Origin of the sequence: Chryseobacterium sp. 2VB (genome assembly GCF_005503635.1) — a bacterium.
GTDB lineage: Bacteria > Bacteroidota > Bacteroidia > Flavobacteriales > Weeksellaceae > Chryseobacterium > Chryseobacterium cupriresistens.
The window spans coordinates 1-3,579 of sequence record NZ_SCNC01000052.1 but is presented as its reverse complement, the minus strand read 5'-3'; the positions used below and the strand labels follow the sequence as shown (position 1 = coordinate 3,579).

Sequence of the window (3,579 nt, the reverse complement as noted above, 5' to 3'; positions counted from 1 at the left end):
GTTTAATTTTTCTCTTATTTGTTGCTTTATGTTGTTTGTATTTCGCGGTGTCTGTTGTACTACGCATTAGCTGGTACGCTCGGAGGGCTTCGTTGGTGCGATTTGATAAATGTAAAGTTATATTTTAATATCTGATTTTGTGCACATTATTTTGTGTGTCTTTTTTTTTTTAGATGTGTATAAGAGACAGCTAAAAAAGAAAATGAGAGGTACTAAAGTTAAAACGGGTTTCATCATTGTCCATTTATATTAATTTTCAAACATTTGGAAACAGTAAGGATTATTTATTTAATTTTTTGTAATGGCATTTCATTATTTCCGGGGTTGATAAAATATATGGGATTTCCTGAAATAAAGTAATTGTCGTCTGATTTATCAATGTAAATAACTCCCATCTCATCAGAAGAATCATTATATTTTATTTTAATTTTTTGATAATTAATTTCTTCAGCCTTTAATTTAGAATATTTATTTGTTGTTCCTTCTTCAGTAATATCCATAGAAATATCTTCAAGGGAATTTAGTATGATGTTAAAAATAGTTTTTACTTCGTCTCTATTTGAAGCTTCAAAATGATATTTTCCTTTCCAAAAATCAATACTTGTTTTCGTAATATTATTATCTTTTGAGAAAGATTTTTGTTGTACTGAAGATATTTTGCCTGAAGAATTTATTTTATAATGTTCCCATTTTTCAACATTTACTCCAGATTCATCTTCTACGATATCTAATAAATAAATTTCATTTTTATCAAGATAATAATATTTTGTTTTTACAGTTAATGCTTCTGAAAAATTAAAAGATTGGTAAATAACAATCGAGTCAGTTATTGTTTTATTTTTTTCAATATACAATGTCGTTTGGTAACTTAAATCTGCATTATTGCTTTTAGGAATATTATTTTTAATAAATAGTTCTATATTAGAAGCCAGTTTTCCAATAATGTTTTTTTTATTTATTGAGTTTAATTTTTCATAATTGAATTTGATTTTAGATAGGGTACATTTTGCATCATCTTCTTCAATTTGTTTTTCTGATCTATTAAAAAAAGTAGTTTTTAATTTACAAGTAGGATTGATAGAGCTGACAAAATTCAAATCAGAAATTAACTTATCACCATTCCAATTTTTATCAATGGATATTTCTTGGGAGAAAGATGGTTTTGAAACATTCTCTTGCGCTTTTTTGCAAGAAAAAATACTTAAAAAAGATAATAAAATAATTAGGTTTTTCATTTTTCTTTAATTGTTTTTATAACACTACTATTAAAATTTCCAGAATGCAAATGACTATTGTGAAGGCTTCCCCCATTACCAGCTCTTTTTAGCTTCTGACAGTACTCATTTATACCCTTTAAAACTTCTGTAAAATGGAAAAATATTGCACTATCTATTACCTTTTGATCTTGCTCAACAATACCTAAATAAAGTGTATCTACACTTCTTCCATTACAATGTTCCTGACTTGGAAAGCTTGAGCCTTCAGAAAAACAACTACCTGTTGTAGTTAGTTTGTATCCAGATTTAGCTAAATACCCAATAAATCCAGCAAAAGAATCTGCTCCAGTATATCTTCTTTGAGTTTTTGAAAAGCTATAAGCAATAGAAACACCATCTTTTTTATAATTTAAACTATCTGGCATTTTAATTAATTCAACATTATTTTTTCCCGCTTTATATAATAGCCAAATGATTCCTTTTTTAGGATGAGTTCCGTATTCTGCAATATCTCCATTTTCATATTTTACACGTCTAGATGTATTTCCTTCAGAAACATATTGATCAGAAAGAACTTTTGAATGAGTAGGTTTAGTGTTATAAACTTGTCCAACACCCTTTTCTTTAGTCGTATGCCAATCTACAGTAGTTATTTCATGCTCATTTCCTATTGAATCATGATAAACATATTTATATCTAGTTTCATTTCCTTCCTTTATTTTTTTAGGAATATGTTTTTCGATTTTATCATGATATATATGATAAGTTACAATATCTTTTGCATTAATATTATCACTTTTTGTACTATTATTGCCGCATGTAAAAGTCTTTGTTTTATTAGATCGTCCTAATTCTTCTACTTCTTTCAAAGCTTCTTCGAATTCCCAAACATAGGATTTTCCCTCTTTACCTTTATAAAATTGCTTTTTGCCATTTTTATCAATCCAAAATTCGTGTGTCTCTCTTTTGAACATTGAGTTGTCATCATATGCATCTTTCGTACTATCATAAACAACATAATTTTTTTCAGAAGCATGGGCTGTTGAATTTGGATAGTTTACAGCTAAGTAAAGAGCAGTTCTATTTTTTAATAGATTTTTATACATTTTTTTCTTAAAATGTTTTTCAACGTAGTCTAATTGTTGTTCTGCAGTTAATGACATCAAATGAGTTCTTGTTGTTCCAATTTCCTCTGCTGCAGCTTTTCCAAATTGTATTAATCCAATATATTTGTATTTACTATTTTCATCAGGATTTTTCCTAAAAGTACCACATTTAGGGCTAAATGAATATGCTGATTCTAGAGCTATAATTGTCATTAGCCAATTTGCCCCTTCATAATTTTCTTGTGGTAGTTCTAAATTTTTAGCAATTTGCACTACTTTCTTTCTAAACTCACAACTTACTTTTCCTCCCCATACTAAATCTTTATACTGTTCCTGACATATACAACTTCCTGGTTTATCTGGGTTTTGCGTATTCTGTACTCCCACCGCACTCTTCACCTTCTCCACCTGCATCAGGCCATCCGAATTTACCTCAAATTTCTGAGATTCTGCAGAAAGATCTTTGGAGATAATTTCTATAAAATAGTTTTGTGTATAGAAATTCGAATTGCCGATAGGAAAGCCTATTCCTTTTTCAGAACTCACTTTTGTAATGATAAATCCTGAGGTATCGTATACATCGGCAGGAATTTTAATCATTGCACTTCTATAAACTTCATGAGTGGATGTGGAATCATATTTCCAGATGACATACTGAATGTGTTTTTCCACCATATTCTTGGAGTGAATTCTGACCCTAACTTTATCTCCTACCGCTACTTTGGAAAGCTCTTTTCCTGTATCATCAATGAAAACAGCTTCTATAATATTACCTTTAGGATCCGACTGTTTAGGACCACCTTCTGGTCCGACAGGGAATTTTGGTGTGTGTTTCTGAGGCTGCGGCTTAGGTTTGGGGTGATTTTGAGGTTGGCTCTTATAATCAGGGTTGGCTACCTCTACATTCACCTGGCTGGCTCCCAGAATTTTCCCGGAGTAGGTGGCCGTAACATAATATTCATGATTCGGTCCTTCATTTCTGTCTCCTTTCATCAGAAACCGATTGGCCATCTGACGAAGGATTTTTTCATCAGACATTAAATGAATAGATACTTCCGCAATTCCTTTTTCATTGACGCGAGCCTTGTAGCTGCGTGTGTGACGGTTGTTTTTGTTAATACTGACATCGTGCCCTTTCCCAGGAGCGTCATCTTCCCAAAGGTGAAATTCAATTTCTTTATTAAACATCGCGATGCAGTGAGCCTGCGCAATAAGAGTATCACGGTAGCTGGCTGTATTGAAATCTTTTGCTCCTC

Annotated in this window: 1 protein-coding gene and 1 pseudogene; both read right to left on the bottom strand. The window is 31.2% G+C overall.

The window, feature by feature from the left end; all coding sequences use genetic code 11:
• Positions 1–284: 284 nt before the first annotated feature.
• On the bottom strand, positions 285–1,235 hold the full coding sequence (locus tag FFS26_RS22320; RefSeq protein WP_137906185.1) for a hypothetical protein: 951 nt from the start codon (positions 1,233–1,235) through the stop codon (positions 285–287).
• Positions 1,232–3,579: pseudogene (locus FFS26_RS22710) on the bottom strand (hypothetical protein); the annotation flags it as partial. The gene FFS26_RS22320 and the pseudogene FFS26_RS22710, both read right to left, overlap by 4 nt.